The sequence below is a fragment of the Candidatus Krumholzibacteriia bacterium genome (assembly GCA_030748535.1).
GTDB lineage: Bacteria > Krumholzibacteriota > Krumholzibacteriia > JACNKJ01 > JACNKJ01 > JASMLU01.
The window spans coordinates 188,128-208,070 of the sequence record JASMLU010000002.1; the positions used below are offsets into that span (position 1 = coordinate 188,128).

Here is a 19,943-nt window from a genome sequence, read left to right on the forward strand (position 1 = left end):
TTCTCCCTTCAGGATTCCTGCCCACTGCTGTTTGCGGCCTTCTTCGAGTGAGTCCCCAGAAAGTGGCCTAGCTTGTCGCGCTTGGTATCAAGATAGCGACGATTCTTCTCATTGGCCTCGATCTCGATCGGGACCCGTTCCAGTATTTCGAGTCCATAGGCCTCCAGGCCCACGACCTTCCGCGGGTTGTTCGTCAGAAGCCTGATCTTCTTCAGGCCCAGTTCACGGAGAATCTGCGCACCAATTCCATAGTCCCGAAGATCGGCCTGAAACCCGAGGTGATGATTCGCCTCGACGGTATCAAGCCCCTCGTCCTGCAGTTGATAGGCACGCAGTTTATTCTCAAGACCAATTCCCCGGCCCTCCTGCATCATGTAGAGAAAGACGCCGGATCCGGCACGGTCAATCTGCTCGAGAGCCCGGACTCTTTGCTCGCCGCAATCGCAGCGCAGACTGCCCAGAACATCCCCGGTAAAGCACTGGCTGTGGACGCGCACCAGGGCCGCATCCTCCTTTGGCTCTCCCTTGACCAGTGCCAGATGCTGGCTGGCATCAATCAGGTTTTCAAAAAGGTAGAGCTGGAAATCCCCGTAAAGGCTGGGAAGATCCACATCGACCACCCTTTTGACGAGACATTCCTTTGCACTGCGGTAGCCGATCAGTTCCTGCACGGAGATCATTGCCAGGTCATGCTTGGCACAGAACTCCCGAAGGTCGGGAACACGGGCCATGCTGCCATCTTCGCGAAGAATCTCGCAGAGCATCCCCACGGGACGAAGCCCGGCGAGGCGTGCCAGATCGCTGGCGGCCTCGGTATGGCCGGCTCGTCGCAGAACTCCGCCGGGAGCGGCCTTCAGGGGAAAGATGTGGCCGGGGCGCGCAAAATCGTCGGGACGGGACTCAGGATCCGCCAATAACTTCACGGTGCGGGCCCGGTCCTGAGCGCTGATGCCCGTGCTGATCCCCTCTCTGGCATCCACACTGACCGTAAAGGGAGTCCCCATGTGAGAGGTGTTTCTCGCAACCATGGGATCGAGATCCAGTTTTTCCAGGATTTCCGCTTCGGCCGAAACACAGATGAGACCACGAGCTTCCTTTGCAAAGAAGTTCACCGCAGCGGCATCCACCTTTTCAGCGGCCATGACCAGATCGCCCTCGTTTTCACGGTCCTCGTCATCAACCACCACGAGCATCCCGCCCTGACGGAGGATCTCCAGCGCGTTCTCCACCTTGGAATAGTCCTTCATTTTCCGTCCTTTCCCAGAAAGCCCTGGCCGGCAAGAAGCTCCATAAGGCTGCTGTCCCGGTTGCGGCTTTCGCCCCGCTCCACATACTGCAGGACATACTTTCCAATCAGATCGGTCTCCACATTGACTCGTTGCCCCGCGGAGGCTTTCCCCAGGGTGGTCACTTCCAGCGTGTGCGGAATGATATAGAGTTCGCAGCCCTGCTCGCGGACCTCCGGTCCCACGGTCAGGGAGATTCCATCGATGGCAATACTGCCCTTGGGAACCAGCTGGGAGGCCAGATCCTCTTCCATCTCAAGAGTAAAGGTGGACCAGTTTCCCTCATCCCGAATCCCGGCAATCCTGGCTGTACCATCCACATGACCCGTCACGAAATGCCCCCCGAGGCGGCTCGTTGGTGTGAGAGCAAGTTCCAGATTTACCGGGCTTCCTTCGCGGAGATCCTCGAAATTCGTGGCCCGCAGGGTTTCTCCCATAGCGAAGAACTGAAAGCTGTCTTGCGAGAGCTTCGTTACGGTCTGACAGACCCCATTGACCGAGACCGAATCCCCGATGCTGATCTCGCCGGGTACTTCTCCGGCCTCGACCTCAAAGTGGGCGCCCTCGCCTTCCCGGCGCAGGCTTCGCACTCTCCCCCGTTCCTGAACAATTCCTGTGAACATTCAAGCCTCTTTCCCGGGAAGAAACTCCAGAAGAAGATCTTCCCCCGATCGTTCTGTCTTGTTGATGCGGAAGTTCTCAAATCGTGATGCGCCCGACCAAAGGGGCGTCCCCACCGCCGGAAACAATCGGGCAGCGAGATAGTGTCGCCAGCAGTCCCAGAGTCCCTCCTGAAGCAGGGCACTGTGCAAGCGTCCCCCCCCTTCCACAAGAAGGCTCGCCAGACCCGCCTGCAAAAGAAGCTCGAGAGCGGAAGGCAGGTGAAGGCGTCCCTCCCCGTCCTCTTTCACACGCAGAATTTTCCAGCCCCGGTCCCGGTGTTCCATGAGCCGGGAATCCTCCAGGCTATCGGGAATCAGAAGAATCGGAGAGCGGTCGTCAAAGGTCAGGTCTGCAGGGCAACGCAGGCGATGGCTGTCAAAAACCACGGGGCGGGGCAATGCGCCCTTTTGGTTTTCCAGGAGGCGAAGATCCAGTCGAGGCAGATCCTGAAAAGCTGTTTCCGCACCGATGACCACTGCCGACAGTGACGAACGAAGGACATGAACACTACGACGGGACTCCTCGCCACTGACGATGCGATTTTCTTTCGGGCCCGCGTCCAGTTTGCCGTCCAGACTGCCGGCGGTCTTGAGGCAGACCCAGGGACGCCCGCTCTCCTGATTGCGCAGGTAGATCCGGTTCTGCTCCCGGGCCTCTTCTTCCAGTATCCCGGATTGAACCTCCAGCCCCGCTTCCTGCAATAGGTGGGCGGAGCGACCGGACTCTGCGGGATTGGGATCATCCAAGGCATAAACCACGCGGGAGATGCCCACTTTCAGAATCGCATCCGTACAGGGAGGAGTGAGTCCGCTTCGGTGGCAGGGTTCCAGACTCACATAGAGAGTCGATCCCCGAGGATCTTCCGTGCAGGAGGATAGGGCCTCGATCTCGGCATGGGCGCTGCCCAGAGCACGATGCCAGCCTTCGCCGATCAGCCGTCCATCACGAACCAGAAGAGCCCCGACCCGCGGGTTCGGCTCCACCTCCGGACCACAGCGAGAGGCAAGCTCCAGAGCTCGGCGCATCCAGACAGTATCCTTGTTCAGCTGATTCATCCTGCTCCCAAAGAAAATCCGGAGGAGACTCCGGGGTAGGGGGCAAGGGAGGACGAAGGGTCCAGGGACCCGTCCCATTGCCTTCTCCCGTCCGGACTCTTACCGTCGGCTCCGGAATTACACCGGATCAGCAGCCGAAACCGCTCGCGGGCTGAGGGCCGAAGCCCTTCACCGCCGGTGGGGAATTGCACCCCGCCCCGAAGGCTCACGGAACAAGCTTACGATTCTCGGGAGGATTGTCAAGCGGGCTACTGGCAAATGCTCCCAAAGGGGATACCTTGAGATCAGGAAAGGAATCCTCTATGGAAACACAGCTGGACACGCGCGGCACCTTTTGTCCCGTCCCGGTGACAAAAACCGCAGAAGCCCTCAAGGCACTGGAAATCGGGGACATTCTGGAAATAGTCTCCGATGATATCGGTGTCCGCATGGATCTGCCCGCCTGGTGTCAGGCCCAGGATCAGGAACTGCTGAGCATGGAAGAGGAAGGCTCCCTGACCCGCCTGAGAATCCGAAAGAGGAACGATGTCTTCTGATCTCCCCATCCGCAGAACTGCTGAGGGCAGGACCGTTCGAGCCATCGGTCTGGTTTCCGGCGGACTGGACAGCACCCTGGCCGTCCATGTGATTCGGGAACAGGGCATCGAGGTTCTTGCCGTGAACTTCTCCACCGGTTTTTGCCGAAGCGACCATCATCGAGCCATGGCTTCTTTCGGCTCCGAACAGGATCCCCGCAGGCTTCGCAACGAAGCCCTCCGCGCCGGAAGCGACCTGAAAGTCCCCGTGCGCGTGGTGGACATCTCCAAGGACTACATGGAGATCATCCTCAAGCCGCGGCACGGCTATGGCGCGAACATGAATCCCTGCATCGACTGTCGAGCCTACATGCTCCGGGCCGCAGCGAAAATCATGGAGGAAGAAGGGGCAGATTTCGTCTTTACCGGGGAAGTACTCGGGCAGCGACCCATGAGCCAGCATCTGCGTGCCATGAAAATCGTGGAGAAGGACGCCGGCCTGGAAGGCCGTCTCCTTCGGCCCCTGTCTGCAAAACTGCTGGCCCCCACTCTCGTGGAGAAAGAGGGGCTCGTGGATCGGGAGCAACTGCTTCGTATCCAGGGGCGCAGTCGAAAGCAGCAGATGGCTCGGGCGGAAGAGGCCGGCCTTCAGGACATTCCCAGCCCGGCGGGAGGCTGCTGTTTCCTGACAGATGAAATCTACGCCTCCCGTTTTTACGATCTCATTCGGCATCTCCCCGAGGGCGGGAAACCCGACGAAAAGGGGACCCTTCTGCTGAAGGTCGGTCGCCACTTTCGCCTGTCACCGGATTTCAAGCTGATCATTGGAAGGGAAGAAGCGGAGAACAATTTCCTCCATCACTTCTACCCGGAGGCTCTCTTTCTGGAGGCTCTCGATCACTCCGGTCCTCTGGCCATCGTGGAGAGCTTCACGGAACAGGAACCGGTAGCGGAACAGCTGGAAATCATGGCCTCCATGGTGGCTCGCTACGGAAAGGGCCGGAAGGAAGAAACCGTCCGCGTGGAAGTACGGGGACAGGACCGGAAGGAAATCCTGGAAGTTCGTCCCCTTGCCGACGACTCGGAAACGGAAGCCTGGAGAATCCCCGAAAAGTTCGACGCCGCGGATCTCCTCCGCTAGTTCCCCCGCAGTTCTTCGGGAACAGCCGCTGCATCTCCCCTGTCCCCGCCGGACATCCGTTCCAGTTGATGAAAGACCGCCTTCATTTCCCGCTCTGCCTTCTGATACTCACCATGTCGGGCGTAGAGAGCCGCCAGATTTCTCCTTCCAGCCTCCCCTTCCCCCAGGTAGTCCAGAAAACCCGGCCCGTGAGTCCACCAGAAGTTGCAGGAAGTCCAGTCATCCTCTTCTTCCAGATTATGAAGAAAGGCCGCAGAGCGCAGTTCGGGATAAAAAAGCCGCAAGGCCTTCCCTTCCAGAAGAGCTTTCTGAAGGGGAAGGAAGCGGACCCTCGCCACTGCAGCAGACGAATTGCGAGAAGCACTTCCCAGACTGACTGCTTCACTCAGAAAGGGGGCAATGATGCGCAGGTCCCCCCGGATCGCTTCCCCCGAAGAATCCAGTGAGTGAAGAGCGTTGTCCAGTAGCCCTGCATAGCGAATCACGGGATCCGCCAGAAGATCCCGCTCGAGAATCATGGTTCTTCTCTCCGAGGACTGCCAGGCGCCGAGAAAGAGAAATGCGAGAAGAAGGGGAATAGCGAGCCGGGTCCAGGTATCTCCCCGCAGATCCAAGCCTGCTCCTGCGAGCAGACAAAGAGGCAGAACAGGCAGATAGAGGTAGTAGAGGTAACTGTGCCGCAGAAGGGGAAGGATCGGCAGCAAAAGAAGCAGGAAGGCCAGAAGTCCGGTGAACAGGGGGCGGCGAATTCCACGGAATCGCCAGGCAAGGATTCCCGCCAGAAGCAGGGGAAGGAAGCCCCGAAGTGCGAGACCCGGCTGCATTTCGGGAAGACGATCCGGAAATGGATCCAGAAAGGAAACAAGCCAGGCAAGGTAGCCCAGAAAGTTCCACAGGAGATTCAGACCCAGGGCTGTCTCGTAGGGATCCCCGGGAGGACGCGGGTTGAGGCTTCCCGACAGGAACAGGAGGGTTGTCCCCAGGAGAAGGCCCCCGAGAATCAGAATGACCCGGTCTCTTTGCGAAAGGGGAAACAGAAATCCCAGCATGGGGAGGAGCAAGAGCGCAGACTCCTTACAGAGCAAGGATGCCAGAGCAAAGAGAAATGCCAAGGGAAGAGAATAACGCAGACGGGGAATCAGGGCCAGGCCTGCAAGAAGGGCAAAGAAACTCATTGAGAGTTCCTGGAAACCGCTGACCCAGTGAATGGGAGTAAAGGCCACCTGAGAAGACAGAAAGATCAGGGAGGAATAGGCGGCCGCCTTCCGGGAGAGTCCCCACCGAAGAGCCAGAACTGCCAGCAGACTGGCATTGATGGCATGAAAAACCAGAAGCAGGATGTGCCAGGGCAGGGGATTGTTGCCGAACAGTGTCCAGCCTGTTTCAAAAAAGAGCTGCACGGAAAGCAGCCTTCGAATTCCCTCCCACTCTCCCTCGATCTCCGAAGCCTTGAGCAGGAAGCCAAGGTCATCGAGACTGAAGGATGTAGAAAGGGCCGGCCACCAGATGGCCAACACGGTTAGAAAAACCAAAACGAAAAAAGCTGGGGAGGGAGGAAGGGGAAGGCGGAGGAAAGCCCCCTTCCCGGATGGGATGATCCCACGCAGGAAGGAGGGAATACCCAATCAGGCTCCCTTGCCCGCAATCAGGGGCTCCCTATCCAGATCCTCGGGAAGTTCATCAAAGGCCACGCTGACGATTCTCGAAACCCCGCTTTCTTCCATGGTCACCCCGAAGAGGTGCTTTGCCGCTTCCATGGTCTTCTTGTTGTGTGTGATCAACAGGAACTGGGTGTCCTTGCTGAACTGGTGGATGAGACGCAGGAAGCGCACAATGTTTGCGTCATCAAGCGGAGCATCCACTTCATCAAAGACGCAGAAGGGGCTGGGCTTACTCAGGTAGATGGCAAAGAGAATGGACAAGGCCGTAAGCGTCTTCTCTCCCGAGGAAAGCTGGCTGATGTCGGCAATGCTCTTCTCCCGGGGGCGAGCTGTAATCACAATCTCCGCATCCAGAGGATCCTCATCGGTGGAATAGGCGAGATCGGCCTCTCCCCCATCGAAAACAGCCGTGAAGATCTCGATGAAGTTCTTTCGGACGATGCTGAAGGTCTCATCAAAACGCTCGCGAGCTTCCTTGTTGATTTTCCGAATGGTTTCCATCAGCCCCTTGCGGGCTTCCTCCAGATCTTCCTTCTGTTTGATGAGGAACTGGTATCTCTCATTGGCTTCCTCGAATTCGTCAAGAGCGAGGAGGTTCACATTACCGAGTCTGCGGATTTTCTCTTTCAGTTCCTCCACATGCTCGTGAAGGGTTTTCCCCTCGGGAGCTTCCGGGGTTTCCTCATCCAGAGAAGGACCACGAGAGGGATCCAGATCGATCCCGTACTTGTCGAGAATTGTCTCGCAGAGTGTCTCCATACGAACCTTCAGGGTGCTCCGCTCGATCTCCAGTTCGTGGGCGGTCTGTTCTTTCTGATGCCGGGCATCCCGCAGGGTTTTCGCCGTTTCCTGTTTCTCACGCTGGGCTTCCCGGAATGAGTTTATTTCCTCTAGGCGCTGGTCGCTTCCACTGCGGAGTTTCTCGATTTCATCCTGTCTCTCCGACAAACCCTGTGAGAGTTCCTCCTTGCGGGCAAGGGCTTCCTGAGCCCGGTCCCCGCTCTCGCGGATCCCCTCCTCGCTGCGCCTGATCCTCTCGCCAAGTTGATCCTCTTCCCGTTCGCGGGACTGCTCGCGGAGACGAAGCTTCTCCCCCTCACCGGCAATTCTCGTATGCTCCAGGCGAAGGTCGGACAATTCCGCCTGCGACCGGTCCCGAAGTGACTCCAGGTCCTGCACCCGGGATTCCAACTCCTCCAGGTTCTCTTCTCCCGGAGTCTCCTTGCCGTGGAAGTCCCGGAGATCCATCTCCGCCTGCTGCAAGGCATCCTTCATCGTACCTTCAGAACCCTTGCGCAAACGATGTTCTTCTTTTACGCCCTGCAATTCTTCCCCGAGACGGTGAAGGCGGGTTTCCAGACGGGTCTTCTCCAGCTCGTGGCGGGAGACAATTTCGCGGGCCTCCCGAATCTGTTCCCCCAGACTCCGAATCTCATCGGAGAGGGAAGTGATGGATCTCTCCAGTTCGCCCTGCCGGGATTCCGCACTCTGCTTCCGGGGACCGATGTCGCCAATCTGTCTGCCCAGAGATTCGATTTCCTCTTCGCGGGCCAGTGCTGATGCTGCCGAAGGCTTGCTCCCCCCGGAGAGGATTCCCCGGGAATCGACGAGCAGGCCCTCCCGGGTCAGAACACGAATGTCCGGATGAAAGCGACTGGCTTTCAGGGCAGAGTCGGTGTCCGCGGCAAGATAGGTGTTCCACAGGAGTCGGGAGAGTGTCGGACGAAGGGATTCCTCCGGTCGCGCCAGATCCAGCAGGGGGCGAAGTCCCTCAATAGATTTGCCTTCACGCGCCTCGCCACGGGTTTCCAGAATCAGGGCACGGCCCCCATCCTCCCGGCGCAGGGAATCCAGCCAGGGCAGAGCTTTCTCCTGATGATCCAGAACAAGGGCATCAAGGGATGAGGAAAGAGCCAGTTCAAAGATTTCCCGGTCGCCGGGATCAATCTGGAGAAGGTCGGAGAGAGTCCCGCGAATCTCCCTTGCGCTGTTCTCCTCTTTCAGAAGCCGGCGGGAGCCTTCGGGCATCCCTTCCCGTTCCTTGTGAAGGCGCATGAGAAGATCGCGGCGGGACTGGAGTTCCTTCTCTTCGGATTCCAGAGATCGAAGCAGTTCCTGTGCCTGCTTCAGTTCTTTCTCTCCTTCTTCCTTCTGCCCGGTCTTCTTCTCCCGCAGGGTCTCCAGTTTCTCCCTTTCCCGGTCACTCTCTTCAAGGTGACTGCGGGCTTCCGTCGCCTGATTGCGAAGCTCTTTCTCCTGACGACCCAGTTCGTTTTCTTCGCCCGAAAGAGATGCCAGATCTTCGCTGAGCTGGCGAAGGCGCTCCTCCAGTCTCTGCACCTCGCCTCCCGCCTCTGCCCTGCTCTGGGCAAAGTTCAGGCGAGTTTGCTTTTCCCGAAGAAGCCGATCGCGAGAAGTCCGATACTCTTCGTCCAGCACTTTCAGTTGGTCCCGGCTCTCGGCCAGTTTTTCTCCAGCCTCTTTCAGCTCCGCTTCCAGCGTTTCGCTCTCCTGCCTGATTTCACTGCCGGCAGTCTCATTGCGCTCCATGGAATCGCGGGCAATCTTCCGCTCCTGGGACAGATCCTCCGCCCGGCGATTCTCCGAACGAATCTTCTCCTCCAGAATTACGATTTCTTCCTCGCGCTTGCGAAGCTTCGCGGACTCCTGATCCCAGTCTTCCCGCTCTTTCCGGTAGCGGTTTTCCCTATCAAGCAAAGAGAGCTCAATGCGGGAGATTTCCTCTTCGAGTCCGGAAAGCTTCCCGCTCTCTTCACTCGACTCGATATTCAGATTGTCCTGACTGCGGCTTAGTGTGCGATCCCGCTTCCACATCCCGTGAAGTTCCTGGGAGCTACCGTGAATCTCCACGGAACGAAGCTCCTCCTGAAGGCGCTGGTGACTGCGGGCCCGGCCCACCTGGTACTTGAGGGAGCGAACCTGTTTCCCCAGTTCCTCCAGAATGTCATCGATGCGGAGCAGGTCTTCTTCCACCGACTTCATCCGTGACAGGCTCTCCTTGCGGCGGAGCTTGTACTTGAGAATGCCGCTGGCTTCTTCGAAAAGCACGCGACGCTTTTCGCCATTGTCCGAGAGAATGCTCTTGACCATGTCCTGTTCGATAATGGCATAGGCGTGGTTTCCAAGCCCGCTTCCTGAGAGAAGATCGTGGATGTCCCGAAGGCGATGTGGTTTTCCATTGAGGAAGTACTCGCTTCCCCCGCCACGGTTGACTCTGCGCTTGATGCTGAACTCGTCCCAGTCCACGGGCAGTGTTTCACTGGCCCCGGAAAAGGTCAGGGTTACTTCGGCAAAACCCATGGGCGGGCGACGGCGAGTGCCCTGGAAGATGACATTCTCCATCTTGCTTCCCCGAAGAAGCTTTGCGCTCTGCTCTCCGAGAACCCAGCGTATTGCATCGACGATATTGCTCTTGCCACATCCGTTCGGGCCGAGGATGGCGGTGACATCCTCTTCAAAACGAAGATCGCCCTTGTTCATGAAGGACTTGAAGCCAAGCATTTCGAGACGAGTCAGGCGCATTCCACTCCGTTCTTCCCGTTACTCAACGGGGTTGATGCCAATTGCGCAGTAATCCAGTCCCGCCTCATCGAGGAGGGAATCCCGGAATGCACAGGCCGCGGAGAGTTCCTCGAACTCTCCGACACAAATCCGGAACCAGTCGCGGTCTCCAACCCTGGCTCTGCGAATCACGATGATCTGCTCCGGGAAACGCTCATCGGCAAGGTCTCGAAGCGCCCGGGAACTGTCACGATAAGAACTCACGTGTACGTGAAAGCTACCCTCGTGGTCAAGCGCAGTTTTCCAGGAACTGCGCCCTTCCTTGCGCCTCTGAACCGGCCAGGGGGCGGTTTTGGGAGCCTCGACCACTTCAGGCCTTGTCTTTTCAGGCTCAGAAGGAGTAGTGGACTCGGATACCTTGTCTTCTTGCTGTTCCGGGAGTAGCTCCATTTCCTCAAAACCGGAATAAGCCGGCTCTTCTTCTTCCGGCACGGAGAAGCTCTCCAGCAAGGAGGTTTCCTCCTCCATCACGGGAGTGGCGGGCTCCTCCGGCAGCAGGATATTCTCTGTCTGGAGAGGCGGTACTTCCGCAATCCTGTCCTCCTCCACGGAGAGGGGATCGGGCGGCGGCAGAACCATGCTTGTGCGTTCTTCCCTGTTGCCCCGCTCCGGGTCCTGAAGAAAATACCAGGCAGCCCAGATCATCAGGACTACCACGATCAGGAAGTAGGGCCAGTGACGATGCCCCCAGCGCTCGCGGGGAGTCTCCTTTTCCACATCCCCGGACTCGCTGGAGGGAGGAGGAGAGAGCGGAGCAGGACTTTCCTCTGAGGGAGCTTCCTCGCTTCTGCGGAAACGGAAGCTGGAGGCTTCGCGGAAGAGAGGAAGCCAGCCTTCCTGATTCCCCGGGCTTGCCAAGAGGAGAACACGCTCTGCCCGACTCACAAGGCGCTTGAGGGTTCTGCGAGGTTCTGCGGGATCCTCCAGCGAGAGGCTGCCCAGGGTTCCTGCTGAAATCCAGAGACAGGGCAAGCCTTCCAGGCGGCGAACCACTGCATCGGGACCCAGACCATAGTGAAGAATCTCGGAGAAGCCCTCGGATTCGAGCGGCAAAAAGGGAGCAAGGAAGGGATCTTCCGGATGGGCATCCACGACCAGCACCCGCTTGCCTTCCGACTCCCAGGCCCGGCCCAGTTCCTCGATCATTCGCAGGGTGTCTCCAAAGGGCCCCGGATTGACTTCCAGCAGGATCAGTGCGCCGTGGTCTGCTGGAGCACTTGCGTCAATCGCCTCCCGGAGTTTCTCGAGAGCAATATCCCCGTCGGAGGAAAACTCCTGATCACTCATGACGGATTCCCCCTTTCCTTGATTGCCTTCCGGAGGGCCTTCACGACCAGAGGCAACTCATCTTCCTGAAGAGCCGCAAGGTCCAGACTGAACTCCTCCTTGCTCACAATTCCGAGCAGGGAGGGATTCTGTTTGCGAAGGAGGGCGGAAAGCCTGCCGGCCTTCAAGCCACGAACCTGAATCTGTAAAGCCGCGCTGGGCCATACATCTTCGGCTGCCGCCCCTCCACCACTTCTTGCCTCGCTTTCCACCCTGCGAAGGCGCAGGCCGGAGATCTTTTCCTCGCGGATCATGCGGGCCAGAGTCCTGGCTCGCTGATCCAGTTCCTTTCGGTTCCTGCTCAAGAGACTTCGGGTCGGCAGCTCTCCATCCTTTTCCATGCGCCCGGAAATCGTGGCGCAAAGAGCCGCCAGGCTGAGCTTGTCCAGGCGAAGAGCACGAGCCAGCGGGTTCTTTCTCATGGCATCGATGATCTTTGCCTCTCCCAGAACAAGTCCGGCCTGAGGGCCTCCGAAAACCTTGTCTGCGCTGAAGCTGATCAGGGAGGGTCCGGCAGAGAGAGCATCGGAGATCGTCGGCTCATCCAGCCAGTCCATGCCCTCGTCAAAACGGCCACTGCCAAGATCGTAGATGACCGGCGATCCCTTTTCCCGCCCCAGAGTCACGAGTTCTTCCAGACTTGCTTCCTCCACATACCCGATCTGGCGGAAGTTGCTTCGGTGAACCTTCAGGATCACATCGCCCTTGCGGCGAATTGCCGAGGCATAGTCCGAAAGCCTCGTGCGATTGGTAGTACCCAGTTCCACCATGCTGCCCGCAAATCTTTCGAGGATTTCAGGAAGGCGAAAACTGCCGCCAATCTCCACCTGTTCTCCCCGGGAGACCAGGAGGCGACGACGACGGGCCAGCGTGTCCACGGCAAGAGTCAGGGCCGCCGCATTGTTGTTCACGGCCAGAGCATCCTCTGCCCCGGACCAGGCCTTCAGGAGAGACTGTACCTTTCTCAGGCGGGAAGCACGGGAACCCGTTTCCAGATCCAGTTCCAGATCCACCGGACGGGAAGCCGCCGTGGCGACATCCTTCCTTGCGCGGGGGGAAAGAAGAGCGCGCCCCAGATTCGTATGCAGAAGAACACCACTGGCATTGAGAACACGGCGCGTGGGAGCAAGGGCCAGATTCTTCCAGGAGGAAGCCCAGTCACGGGACAGATCCCCGAGAATCTCCTCGCGAGTCAGGGGCTTTTGCCTCCCCTCGCGGAGATCCCGTCGGTATTGCTCCAGGCAGATCTGAAGGTGGTTTTTCAGATACTCCCGGCCCCAGCGCCGCTCCAGAGACTGAAACGCGGGGCTTGCCAGCAGGAGATCCACCGAGGGAATCGCCTGCAAGGCCTGTCGAATCTGCTTCACGGGAAGCCCTTTCGTCAGGGTGACGCGGGCAGAATATCACGGAGCGGGGAATGCTGACAAGAAACTCTACTCGGGGATCTCGAATAATTCGCTGTCCCCGAAACTCCCGATCTTCCCGTCCTGTACGGTCATCAGGGTCACCTGGCTGGAAAGCTGCAGGGTTCTCAATTCCTCATCCCCCCAGTCCGAGAAACGCAGAGCGAGTTGATCGCGGATTTCATCTCTTGATTCTGCGCCGCCCTCAAGCAATTCCAGCAGGCTCATCATGCCAAGATAACTGCGGGCGGCAATTGGATTGGGAGTCCCGGAATGACGACGCTCCCAGAGTGTCAGGAAATCCTCGTAATGGGCACGATCCCTCTGCAGGAGCAGGTCACTGGGAAAGATCGCTCCCTCGATGCGGTCTCCCCCCATTCGGGCCAGGCGACGGGAGTTCCAGGATTCGTTCCCAAGAATCTGTCCGTAGATATCGTGAAAGGCCAACTGGGGCACGATCATGAGAAGTTCATCGATCTCGCCCGGGACAAAGAGAACCTCCGGCTGGGCGTCCCGGATTTCTTCCAGAGGGCGACTGAAATCGGTCATGCCCACTTCATAGGGAACGCTTGCTACAATTTCGCCCCCCAGTTCCTGCACGATGGAAGCATAGTAGTGCGCAAGGTCCTGACCATTGCCCTGCCTCGGATAGAGAACGGCATAGCGAGCCGCCAGACCTTCGTAGAAGGCAAAGCGCACCAGAGCCAGCACCTGCGCTTCACTGGTGATGCTGTTCTGGAAGACCCAGTCGCCGACCTCATGGATGTTCTCGGCCGTGGCAGAAGGCGAGAGCAGGGGAACCTGTCGCGCATTGGCTTCCACAGCCGCCGAGACCGTCGGGTTGGTCAGCACCTCTCCGAGAAGTGCCACCACTCCCTGCCGGCTGATCAGGTCCCGGGAGGCAAGAGCTGCGGAAACCGGTTCGCCGCGAGTATCGGAAGCCAGCATTTCGTAGTTGGCAAGATACTCAGCGTTGAAACGGGAAAGAGCCATGCGGGCACCTTCCAGAAAAGCCTCGCCGTACACGCTGAAGCGGCCGCTGAGAGGGGCCAGAATTCCAATCCGGTTCACCTGCACCTCGGCATCGGGAACATCCTCCATCCCCGGAAGGCTCAGGCCCATGGCACTCAAGAGTTCCACACAGCGGGGATGAAGCGGGCCCTGGGATGGATCCTCCAGAATCGAGGCAAGAATCGGGCGAGCCTCCGCAGGACGAAGTTCCCGAATCAGGATCTCCGCAAGAGCCAGAGCCGCTCTTGCTGTCCGGGGAGAATCGGGGCGACGACGGCGAAACTCGCGAAGCCCGTTTTCATCCAGTCCCCGGTTCACCAGATCCTGAAGAAGAAGGAGAGCCTCTTCCCTCTCTGCCGACGCAGGCCAGTCCTCCAGCCAGCGGTCCAGAAGCGTGGCCGAGCGGAGCGGCATTCCCCTTCGGGCAAAAAGCTCCGCTCGACGGATGCGGCCCTCCAGGTTTTCCCGGCTCTTTGGATACTGCTCTTCGAGCAAGCCCAGGTGGTGAAGGGAAAGGTCAAACTTTGCCTCTTCCTGATAGGTCCGGGCAAGAAACAGGTGAAGCGAGGGACAGGCCAGATCCTCGGGGAAGTCCTCAAGAAACTGGATGCTCAGGGTACGAGCCTCGAGTTCCAGTCCCTGCCGGGACGCTTCCCGAATCGCCTCATGGCGAATCTCTCTCTCCTCCAACTCTGCCCGTCGGTCAAGACCCGGCTTGCGTACCGTGCAGGCAGTAAGAAGAAGCAGCAGCAGAAGAAACAGGAAGCGGAATCTCATGGCTGCGCTCCCTCGTGGGCAGCGACCATGGAGAGGTAACGCTCCACCGAAGCCGCTCGTTCTTCCAGAGTTTCCTCTTCCGGTAATTGTCGCAGGATACGGGCGGGAAGTCCGGCCACCAGGCTGAAGGGCGGGATCACGCTTCCTTCTCTCACCAAAGCCCCCGCAGCAATCAGGCTGCCCCGGCCGATACGGGCACCGTTCATGACAATCGAAGCCATGCCGATGAGAACCTCATCCTCAATGTCACAACCATGGAGAATGGCAGAATGGCCCACCGTGCATCGGGCGCCGATCGTCAGGGGGAAGTCATCGTCCACATGAAGGACAACCGCATCCTGGATGTTCGTTTCCCTGCCGATCCGGATGGGGGCAAGATCGCCCCGAATCACCGCGCCGTCCCAGACATTGACCCTCTCGGAAAGGAAGACCTCCCCCGAAAGCCAGGCTCCGGGGGCAAGCCAGACTCCGGCTTCCAGAACAGGTTTCTTGTCACCGACCGGGCGACAGGGCATCGGTCTCCTCTAGGGTTCCAGGGGCAGGGCCACACCTGAGAGCGCATCAAGCATGTACTTCGCATCCTTGGCAAGATCGCTCTCGGGGTACTTTTCAAGGTAGGCCTCGAAGGCGCTCTTCGCCTGCAGGGTGTCCTGAAGCTCTTCCGAGAAGACAAAGCCGATCATGAACTGCGCCCGGTCCGCCTGCTCGGAATCGCCGAACTGCTCGAGAAGCTGGCGATAGTAATCAATCCGTTTTCTCGGATCCTTTGTATCCTGGGCGAGGAGAAAGAGTTCCTCCGGATCTCCGACCTGCAGCTTCCCGGAGGGGAAAATCTCGGCATTGTATTTCTCTTTCAGGGCATCCAGACTGTCGCGGTACATCTTTTCGCGAGCCTTGGGCTCCAGACGGCGAATGATCTCCGAACGGACTTCCTCCAGATCCTGCTGCCGCGCATCCTCCCGCTCTTCCAGAAGAACGATGGCCCAACCAATGTTCTCGATTTCAATGGGGTCGCTGATCGAGCCGATTTCCTGTGCGAAAACGAGATCCGTGAATTCCTGTTTCACCCCGACACTCCGCACATAACCATCGCGGGTGAACCAACCCAGGTCACCGGACTCGGCGGAAAGAGCGGGATCCTCATTCTCTTCGGAAGCAAGGAGCAGGAAGTCTGCGCCTCCAGACAGCTTCTTTGCGATTTCCCGAGACCGATCTTCCGACTTCGACAGGATCATCCGCGCGTGAACCTTCGCCTTCAGGACGAACTCCTCTGCATGGGATTCGTAGTAATCGGCGATGTCCTCATCCCCGGGCTTTGCCGCAGCCTCGATGTGCTTCTTGTAGTAATGCTTCATCATGATCTGGCGGACGGCGTAGTCGTGTTCTGCGACCACATCCTCATCCCCTTCCATGCCGGCATCTTTGGCTGCAAGATAGAGGGCCTCCATCTCCACCATTCTTTCCAGAAACTTTGCGCGGCCTTCGGGAGTTTCCATGTCCCGCCGCTGGAAGGGCGGCACCTTCTCAAGCTCCGCATCGAAATCCGACTGGGTAATCGTCTCGTCACCAATCGTGGCAAGGACGACACTGTCTCCCTCGCTGGCTTTTTCTCCACAGGCTCCCAGAAACAGGAGCAGAAGCAGGCTGAGAATGCAGGTCTTTTTCATCATTCCTCCCAATCAGAGATGCTCGGTCCGGCCCTCGGATTCGAGCCGTTCCACCAGTTTTCGTAATTCCTGAACTCGTTTTCGGTCGCAGACCAGGACGCGTTCCCCGTCCCGAACCACGACCAGATTCTTCACTCCCAGAAGAGCCACCAGACCCTCTGGAGAATAGACCACATTGTCCCGGGAGTCGAGAGAGAGGATCTCCCCTCTTCCCCGGTTCTCTTCGTCTTCGGGCAGAAGCTCGCCCAGAGCCTCCCAACTTCCGACATCACTCCAGCCCATGCGGGCCGGAAGAACCTTCACCCCGGACACCTTCTCCATGATACCCACATCAAAGGAATGGGAAGGCAACTGAGGATAGACCCTCTGGAGCGCTCTCCGGAAACGGGCATCCTTGTCCTCCGAGGCCAACTCTTCCACTGACTCCCAAAGTTGGGGAAGATGCTCGATGAAAGCCTCCTTCATGCGATCCCCCTGGAAGAAGAACATCCCGCTGTTCCAGAGGAACTTGCCCGTGGCCAAAAACTTGCGGGCAAGAGCCGCCGACGGTTTCTCGCGAAATCGCAGAACCTTTCGGGCGGTCCGGCCTCGGGCTTTGGATGAGGTTTCAATGTAGCCGTAACCGGTCTCCGGACGGTCGGGCAGAATCCCGAGAGTCAGGATGGAGCGATTCGCTGTTTCCCTCAGGGCACTGCGGCACAGGGCAAGAAACTCCTGTCGGTCAGCAATGTAGTGGTCGGTGGGAAAGACTGCGATGCGGGCGCGAGGATCCCTGCGGAGGATTCGGGCCAGACCCAGAGCAATGGCGGCCGCCGTGTTCCTTCCCACAGGCTCTCCGACATAGTTTTCACGGGGAAGTTCCGGCAGTTCCTTCAGACAGGCCGACTCCAGAGAGCGGGAGCCAATCACCCAGATTCTTTCGGGGGGAGCCAGGGGACGAACGCGGAGCCAGGTTTCCCGAAGGAGACTCTTCTCGCTGAGCAGGGGCAGGAGTTGCTTGGGCCTTGCGCTCCGGCTCAGGGGCCAGAAGCGGCTTCCCTTGCCGCCTGCAAGAAGGATCAGGTGAGTCGCCATCAGCCCTCCTCCGGCAAGAGGGTCTCGAGTTCTGCCATCACCAGTTCCCGGACCTCATCGAGACTGTCCTGGTCCCTGCCCTCAAAGCGAAGGACGAGAACCGGGCTGGTATTGGAAGCCCGAACCAATCCCCAAGCCTCGGGCATTTCCAGTCTCACTCCATCGATGTCGATGACATTGTGCTTCCCGGCCAGTTTCTTTCGAAGTGCTTCGACGATCTCGAACTTCTGGTCGTCGGGACAGGCAATCTTCATTTCGGGTGTGGATTCGTAATGCGGAAGATCGGAGAGCATTTCTCCCAGGCTGATGTCGCTTTTTGAGAGAATCTCCAAAAGGCGTCCCGCCGCGTAGAGAGCGTCATCGAAGCCATAGTAGCGGTCAGCAAAGAAGAGGTGCCCGCTCATCTCCCCTGCCAGAAGGGCCTTCTCCTCTTTCATCTTGGCCTTGATCAGGGAGTGGCCGGTTTTCCAGAGCAGGGGCTCGCCCCCGTGGGCGCGGATATCTTCGGCCAGGGCGCGGGAACACTTCACCTCGAAGATCACCTTCGCGCCGGGATGCTCTTTCAGCAGACTGCGGGAGTAAAGTGCCAGGAGTTGGTCTCCCCAGAGAATCCGGCCCTCGGCATCGACGACTCCGAGCCGGTCGCTGTCGCCGTCAAAGGCAATCCCCAGTTCCGCGCCGCTGCGTCGCACCTGGACAATCAGGTCCTGGAGGTTCGCCTCGACCACCGGGTCGGCCGGATGATTGGGAAAGGTGCCGTCGGGTTCTTCATAGAGAAACTCCGCGCGGGCATCCAGTCCTTCAAAGAGGCGGCGGGCTACGGTCCCGGCCGTTCCGTTGGCACAGTCCACCACGACCCGGACAGGTCGTTCCGTCTTGAGATTGCCGAGGAGATTCCCGACATATTCGTCGAGAATATCATCCTCGCGCCAAGCCCCGTCTCCTTCGGGCAGAGGACCCATGGCCTCATCGCGAAGAGAGCGAATCGCATCTCCGGAAAGGGCCATTCCCCCGGAAACAATCTTCAGCCCGTTGTACTCGGGAGGATTGTGGCTTGCGGTGACCACGGCTCCACATCCCCCCTCCCTGCGGGCAAGGGCGTAGTAGAGAGCCGGTGTGGGGAGAAGACCCAGACCGAGGACATCCAGTCCCGTGGAGCGGATGCCCTCGGAAAGAGCCTGATAGAGTTCGGGAGAGTGAAGCCGGTTGTCGTGGCCGATGACGGCCTCCCTGGCTCCTTCTGCGAGAAACCGGGCGCCAAGAGCCGCCCCGATCTGGCGGTAGCTCCCGGGCTGCAGTTCCTCTCCCACAAGGCCGCGAATGTCATATTCACGGAAAATGTGCCGAGGCAGTTCCACCCGGAATCCCTCCCTGGAAAAAGCTACTCCTTGACTACTGAGACCTTGACCTGAGCCGTCACCTCATGAGGGAAACGGATCGCAACATCCACGGCTTCCTCCGTCAGGGCCTTGATCGGCTCTTCAAGAAGAACATTCTTCGATGCCACCTTCTTGCCGAGACGACCCAGTTCCTGGGCAATCTTTAGGGCATTCACCGAAGCAAAGAGCTGTCCGTCTTCGCCAACCTTCATGCGGAACTCCAGTTCAAGACCGTTGAGTTCCTCGGCCGCCTTTCCGGACAGATCCCGATGCTTCTTGGAACGAAGGACACGAACTCGCTCTTCCTCCGCCATGCGCCGACGATTGCCATCCGTGGCCAGCATGGCAAGCTTCTTCGGGCCGAGATAGTTGCGATAGTAACCGCGGGCAACCTTGACAATTTCCCCGCGATCACCGAGGCCTTCGACATGTTGCAGCAAAATGATATCCATTGTTCGCCTCCTTGCCGCTATCGCCAGTGTTCACGGGTGTAGGGCAGCAGCGCAACGTAGCGGGCACGCTTGATCGCATTGACCAGGGTGCGCTGATGATGTGCACAGGTTCCCGTGACGCGGCGAGGGGCGATCTTTCCCCGGTCATTCATGAAACGACCGAGAAGTTCATGGTTTTTGTAGTCGAGGTCGTGAAGCTTGGTCACACAGAACTTACAGACCTTTTTCCGTCCATATTGTTTGCGCGGCTTCTTCTTGCGTCGGACTCTGGCCATTATTCCTCACCTCCAGCACTGGGATTCTCGGGGCTGTCGCTCGCAGGAGCGCTTGCCTCCGCAGGGGCCACCTGGGGCGGGGCTGCAGTTTCCTCTCTTGGCGGACGGGGGCGATCGCCCTCATCACGTCGGGGACCCCCCGAAAAACGACCGCCTCCACCGGGTCGGCGCTCAAAGCGGCGACGACCGCGACGGGGCCTTTCCTTCTTCTCGGAGAGAACCATGATCTCATCATTGTATCCCGTGCCTTCGGGAATTTCATAGGTGATCATGTTGCGGAAAACCCGGTCATCCACACGGAAACCATGGCTGAGGTGATCGAGGACATTGTTGTCGCCCTCAAAGCGAAGCAGGATGTAGTTGCCTGAAGTAAGGTTCCGGATCCGGTAGGCCAACTCGCGCTTGCCCCAGATGTCGGTCTTGTTCAGGGTTCCGCCCTGTTCGGTGATAATCTTGCCGTATTTATCGGCAGACTGCTTGAGTTCCGGCTCAGCGGCGGCCGGATGCAGGATGTAAAGGCATTCGTAGGCCTTCAATGCCGTCCTCCCTTCGGACATGAGGCTTCCGTCTGGCGGAAGCAGGGTATGGCCGCCTTGCGGCCAGGCATCGATCGAATTGAAAAAAGCCGGGAGCCGAAGCTCCCGGCAGAAAAAGATAGGCGAATCTTCCGCGTTTG

General features: G+C 58.7%; 17 protein-coding genes and 1 riboswitch. Of the genes, 2 read left to right on the forward strand and 15 right to left on the reverse strand.

Annotated features, from left to right (window positions below; all coding sequences use genetic code 11):
• Positions 1–8 precede the first annotated feature (8 nt).
• From QGH30_04765 to ribD, 3 genes are read right to left on the reverse strand one after another with little or no spacing between them, the layout of a single operon-like run.
• Positions 9–1,247 (reverse strand): bifunctional 3,4-dihydroxy-2-butanone-4-phosphate synthase/GTP cyclohydrolase II, encoded by a 1,239-nt coding sequence (locus tag QGH30_04765; GenBank protein MDP7021649.1) that lies wholly within the window; start codon positions 1,245–1,247, stop codon positions 9–11.
• Positions 1,244–1,909, reverse strand: coding sequence for a riboflavin synthase (locus QGH30_04770; protein MDP7021650.1), 666 nt, complete (start codon positions 1,907–1,909; stop codon positions 1,244–1,246). Before QGH30_04770 ends, QGH30_04765 begins: the two co-directional genes overlap by 4 nt.
• Positions 1,910–3,004: a bifunctional diaminohydroxyphosphoribosylaminopyrimidine deaminase/5-amino-6-(5-phosphoribosylamino)uracil reductase RibD gene (gene ribD / locus QGH30_04775; protein MDP7021651.1), complete on the reverse strand. Its 1,095-nt coding sequence runs from the start codon at positions 3,002–3,004 to the stop codon at positions 1,910–1,912. It lies immediately after the preceding gene.
• Between the two features lie 75 nt (positions 3,005–3,079).
• Positions 3,080–3,213: riboswitch (FMN riboswitch) on the reverse strand.
• Positions 3,214–3,306: 93 nt separating this feature from the next.
• On the opposite strand from ribD, the gene QGH30_04780 reads away from it, so the two are divergent.
• Both QGH30_04780 and QGH30_04785 read left to right on the forward strand, forming a co-directional pair.
• Positions 3,307–3,540, forward strand: a complete 234-nt coding sequence (locus QGH30_04780) for a sulfurtransferase TusA family protein (protein MDP7021652.1) — start codon at positions 3,307–3,309, stop codon at positions 3,538–3,540.
• A complete protein-coding gene (locus QGH30_04785; protein ID MDP7021653.1) occupies positions 3,530–4,660 on the forward strand; it encodes a thiamine biosynthesis protein in 1,131 nt (376 codons plus the stop codon). The genes QGH30_04780 and QGH30_04785 overlap by 11 nt, the downstream gene beginning before the upstream one ends.
• On the opposite strand, the gene QGH30_04790 is transcribed toward QGH30_04785, so the two are convergent.
• The 12 genes from QGH30_04790 to rpsF form a co-directional block, all read right to left on the reverse strand.
• Positions 4,657–6,177: a hypothetical protein gene (locus QGH30_04790; GenBank protein ID MDP7021654.1), complete on the reverse strand. Its 1,521-nt coding sequence runs from the start codon at positions 6,175–6,177 to the stop codon at positions 4,657–4,659. The two genes, QGH30_04785 and QGH30_04790, sit on opposite strands and share 4 nt — an antisense overlap.
• A gap of 108 nt (positions 6,178–6,285) precedes the next feature.
• Positions 6,286–9,864, reverse strand: coding sequence for a chromosome segregation protein SMC (gene smc, locus QGH30_04795; protein ID MDP7021655.1), 3,579 nt, complete (start codon positions 9,862–9,864; stop codon positions 6,286–6,288).
• 18 nt (positions 9,865–9,882) lie between these two features.
• Positions 9,883–11,190, reverse strand: coding sequence for a hypothetical protein (locus QGH30_04800; protein MDP7021656.1), 1,308 nt, complete (start codon positions 11,188–11,190; stop codon positions 9,883–9,885).
• Positions 11,187–12,596, reverse strand: a complete 1,410-nt coding sequence (gene selA / locus QGH30_04805; protein MDP7021657.1) for an L-seryl-tRNA(Sec) selenium transferase — start codon at positions 12,594–12,596, stop codon at positions 11,187–11,189. Before selA ends, QGH30_04800 begins: the two co-directional genes overlap by 4 nt.
• 66 nt (positions 12,597–12,662) lie before the next feature.
• The gene (locus QGH30_04810; protein ID MDP7021658.1) at positions 12,663–14,420 is read right to left on the reverse strand and encodes an ABC transporter substrate-binding protein; all 1,758 of its coding nucleotides are present in this window, start codon (positions 14,418–14,420) and stop codon (positions 12,663–12,665) included.
• Positions 14,417–14,935, reverse strand: a complete 519-nt coding sequence (locus QGH30_04815; GenBank protein ID MDP7021659.1) for a gamma carbonic anhydrase family protein — start codon at positions 14,933–14,935, stop codon at positions 14,417–14,419. Before QGH30_04815 ends, QGH30_04810 begins: the two co-directional genes overlap by 4 nt.
• A 9-nt stretch (positions 14,936–14,944) precedes the next feature.
• Positions 14,945–16,087 carry a peptidyl-prolyl cis-trans isomerase gene (locus tag QGH30_04820; GenBank protein ID MDP7021660.1) on the reverse strand — a complete coding sequence of 381 codons (1,143 nt, stop codon included), beginning with the start codon at positions 16,085–16,087 and terminating at the stop codon, positions 14,945–14,947.
• Between the two features lie 12 nt (positions 16,088–16,099).
• On the reverse strand, positions 16,100–17,161 hold the full coding sequence (locus tag QGH30_04825; GenBank protein MDP7021661.1) for a mannose-1-phosphate guanylyltransferase: 1,062 nt from the start codon (positions 17,159–17,161) through the stop codon (positions 16,100–16,102).
• Positions 17,161–18,519 carry a phosphomannomutase/phosphoglucomutase gene (locus tag QGH30_04830; GenBank protein MDP7021662.1) on the reverse strand — a complete coding sequence of 453 codons (1,359 nt, stop codon included), beginning with the start codon at positions 18,517–18,519 and terminating at the stop codon, positions 17,161–17,163. The genes QGH30_04825 and QGH30_04830 overlap by 1 nt, the downstream gene beginning before the upstream one ends.
• Positions 18,520–18,542: 23 nt before the next feature.
• A complete protein-coding gene (gene rplI, locus QGH30_04835; protein MDP7021663.1) occupies positions 18,543–18,992 on the reverse strand; it encodes a 50S ribosomal protein L9 in 450 nt (149 codons plus the stop codon).
• Positions 18,993–19,009: 17 nt separating this feature from the next.
• A complete protein-coding gene (gene rpsR / locus QGH30_04840; protein MDP7021664.1) occupies positions 19,010–19,267 on the reverse strand; it encodes a 30S ribosomal protein S18 in 258 nt (85 codons plus the stop codon).
• A complete protein-coding gene (rpsF, locus tag QGH30_04845; protein ID MDP7021665.1) occupies positions 19,267–19,824 on the reverse strand; it encodes a 30S ribosomal protein S6 in 558 nt (185 codons plus the stop codon). Before rpsF ends, rpsR begins: the two co-directional genes overlap by 1 nt.
• Positions 19,825–19,943: the final 119 nt, after the last annotated feature.